Consider the following 3,651-nt stretch of genomic DNA (forward strand, 5'->3'; position numbering starts at 1 on the left):
AGTTGCCTTGCGCGTCGAAATCGGTGACGGGGAACGAGAGCAGGCCTTCCGAGATAATCTGCTTCAGTTCTTGCGGTGTAGTCATGTCGCTCTTCCTGATCGCCACATGGCGAATGATGGATTGGTGTGGAACGGGGTTGGTACCTCGCTCCATCGTTGTGGATGTTTCGAGATAAGTCATCGTACAACTAACAACTTGACCATGCAAGCGATATGGGCAAAATTGAGGGAAAACCCCCGGTCGCCGGTCGCGCCAGCAGGGCGGAAAACGGGTTCGCTCCAACGGGCCGCAGTGGCCACGGCGCTATGCTTAAACGCGCGGAAATCCGCAAGGTAATTGAAAGCTAGGGGTATAGCGGCATGCACGGCGGCGGCGCAGATTGCACCGATGAGGGTAAACGCGCACTACAACGGGGGGAGCCGCTTCCCTATAATTCCAGTCGTACGACGACATATCACAAGCCGGTCCCACGCATTCCCGCATCCAGCGGTATCCGGCTGTGAGGAGACCCAGATGAACGCAACACCCACACCCGGCGCAGCCGTTGCATCCGACGCGCGCCGCACCAACGTCCGCTACTGGATCCTGGCATTGATTTTCATCGTGACCACGATCAACTACGCGGATCGTGCCACGCTGTCGATTACCGGCCCGGCCATGCGCGAGGAGTTCGGCTTCTCGGCGGTCCAGATGGGCTACATCTTCTCGGCCTTCAGCTGGGCCTACGTGATGGCGCAACTGCCGGGTGGCTGGCTGCTCGACCGGTTCGGCGCACGCCGCATCTATGCGTTCAGCATTTTCCTGTGGTCGTTCTTCACGCTGCTGCAGGGCTGGATTGGCGTGTTCGCCAGCATCGGGCAGGCCATCAGCGTACTGTTCGCGCTGCGCTTTGCCGTGGGCCTGGCCGAATCGCCGGCCTTTCCGGCCAACGCCAAGGTGGTGGCCAGCTGGTTCCCGACCGACGAGCGCGGCACCGCATCGGCCATCTTCAATGCGGCGCAGTACTTTGCCGCCGTGGTGTTCACGCCGCTGATGGCATGGATCGTCCACGCCTGGGGCTGGCACCACGTCTATCTGTGGATGGGCATCATGGGCATGCTGCTGGCAATGGTGTGGCTCAAGGTCATGCGCAGCCCGGCAACCCATCCGGGCGTGAACCAGGCCGAACTCGACCACATCACGCAGGGCGGCGGGCTGATCCATATGGGCGAAGGCGAGGGCCAGGCCAGCAAGGGCAAGAACCCCGCGGGCTGGTTCTATGCGAAGCAGTTGTTGACCAACCGCATGCTGGCCGGTGTGTACCTGGGCCAGTACTGCATCAACGTGCTGACGTACTTCTTCCTCACGTGGTTCCCGGTGTACCTGGTACAGGCACGCGGCATGTCGATCCTGAAGGCTGGTTTCGTGGCATCGCTGCCGGCGATCTGCGGTTTCCTCGGTGGCGTGCTGGGCGGCGTGATCTCCGACGCGCTGCTGCGTCGCGGTCACTCGCTGACGGTGGCCCGCAAGGTGCCGATCGTGGCCGGCATGCTGCTGTCCGTGACGATGGTGGCCTGCAACTACGTGGATGCCGAGTGGCTGGTGGTGGCAATCATGGCGCTGGCTTTCTTCGGCAAGGGTATTGGCGCACTGGGCTGGGCCGTGGTGGCCGATACGGCGCCGAAGGAAGTGATTGGCCTCGCCGGCAGCATTTTCAATACGTTTGGCAACATCGCCGGCATCGTGACGCCGATCGTGATCGGCTATATCCTGAGCACCACGGGCTCGTTCAATGGCGCACTGGTGTTCGTGGGCGTCAACGCACTGGTCTGCGTGCTGAGCTACCTGGTGATCGTCAAGGACATTCGCCGCGTCGAACTGAAGCACCCCCAATAAAGAAGGAATCCCCATCATGTCGGACTTGTCGGTACAGAATGCCAAGACGGCTCCCGCGCCGCTGTACATTCGCATCCATGCCAATGACAACGTGGCCATCGTCGCCAACGACGGCGGCCTGCCGGCCGGCACGGTGTTCCCGTGCGGCCTGACCCTGGTGGAGCACGTGCCGCAGGGCCACAAGGTGGCGCTGGTCGACCTGAAGCAGGGCGACGCGGTAACCCGCTACAACGTGACCATCGGCTATACGCTGAAGGATCTGCCGGCCGGCAGCTGGGTCAACGAGCGCGTGATCGAAATGCCGGTGGCCCCGGGCCTGACCGACCTGCCGATCGGCACGCGCCTGCCCGAACCGCTGCCGCCGCTCGAAGGCTATACGTTCGAAGGTTTCCGCAATCCGGACGGCTCGGTGGGCACGCGCAACATCCTGGCCATCACCACCACGGTGCAGTGCGTATCGGGCGTGGTCGAACACGCGGTGCGCCGCATCAAGGCCGAACTGCTGCCCAAGTATCCGAATGTCGATGACGTGATCGGGCTCGAGCACACCTATGGCTGCGGCGTGGCCATCGATGCTCCCGATGCCATCGTACCGATCCGCACGCTGCGCAATATTGCCCTGAACCCGAACTTTGGCGGCACCGCCATGATGGTCAGCCTGGGCTGCGAAAAGCTGCAGCCTGAGCGCCTGATGCCGCCGGGCACGATCCCGATCCAGACCGGCGCCGGCGAGGTGCAGGTGGGCGTGGTTTGCCTGCAGGACGACAAGCACGTGGGCTTCGGCTCGATGATCGACTCGATCATGGAGATGGCCACGGTCCATCTGGAAACGCTCAATGCCCGCAAGCGCGAAACGGTACCGGTATCGGAACTGGTGGTGGGCGTGCAGTGCGGCGGCAGCGACGCGTTCTCTGGCGTCACGGCCAATCCGGCCGTAGGGTTTGCCACGGACCTGCTGGTGCGTGCCGGCGCCACGGTGATGTTCTCGGAAGTGACCGAAGTCCGCGACGGCATCGACCAGCTGACCTCGCGCGCGGCCACGCCGGAAGTGGCCGAGGCCATGATTCGCGAGATGGACTGGTACGACAAATACCTGGACCGCGGCCGCGTGGACCGCAGTGCCAACACCACGCCGGGCAACAAGAAGGGCGGCCTGTCGAATATCGTGGAAAAGGCGATGGGCTCGATCGTCAAGTCGGGCAGCGCGCCGATTACTGGCGTGGTGTCGCCGGGCGAAAAGGTCAAGTCGAAGGGCCTGATCTATGCCGCCACGCCGGCCAGCGACTTTATCTGCGGCACGCTGCAACTGGCGGCCGGCATGAACCTGCACGTGTTCACCACGGGCCGCGGTACGCCGTACGGGCTGGCCGAGGTGCCGGTGATCAAGGTGGCCACGCGCAGCGATCTGGCACGCCGCTGGCATGACCTGATGGATGTCAACGCGGGTCGCATCGCCACCGGCGAAGCCACAATCGAGGACGTGGGCTGGGAACTGTTCCGCCTGATGATCGACGTGGCCAGCGGCCGCAAGAAGACCTGGGCCGAGCACCACGGCCTGTACAACTCGCTGGCACTGTTCAACCCGGCCCCGGTGACCTGAAGGTTGGTTTACTCCCCTCTCCCGCATGGCGGGAGAGGGGCGGGGGAGAGGGCGGGCGATTCAAGACGCGATGTCGGCCAATTGAACCACTGGCCCTCTCCCCCAACCCCTCTCCCGCGCGCGGGAGAGGGGAGTGTGGTGGTCAAGTTTTTTCAGACAGGTACTAAGGTTGTCT

Annotated in this window: 3 protein-coding genes; 2 read left to right on the forward strand and 1 reads right to left on the reverse strand. The window is 63.4% G+C overall.

Annotated features, from left to right (window positions below; all coding sequences use genetic code 11):
* The coding region (locus tag ACO550_RS39325) for a hypothetical protein (protein ID WP_315598919.1) at positions 1-181 on the reverse strand (181 nt) is incomplete at its 3' end.
* Positions 182-514: 333 nt separating this feature from the next.
* Here ACO550_RS39325 and ACO550_RS39330 point away from each other — a divergent pair.
* Positions 515-1,876, forward strand: a complete 1,362-nt coding sequence (locus ACO550_RS39330) for a D-galactonate transporter (protein WP_315598918.1) — start codon at positions 515-517, stop codon at positions 1,874-1,876.
* Positions 1,877-1,892: 16 nt separating this feature from the next.
* The gene (gene garD, locus ACO550_RS39335) at positions 1,893-3,476 is read left to right on the forward strand and encodes a galactarate dehydratase (RefSeq protein WP_315598917.1); all 1,584 of its coding nucleotides are present in this window, start codon (positions 1,893-1,895) and stop codon (positions 3,474-3,476) included.
* Positions 3,477-3,651 lie beyond the last annotated feature (175 nt).

This window comes from Cupriavidus sp. (assembly GCF_057315035.1).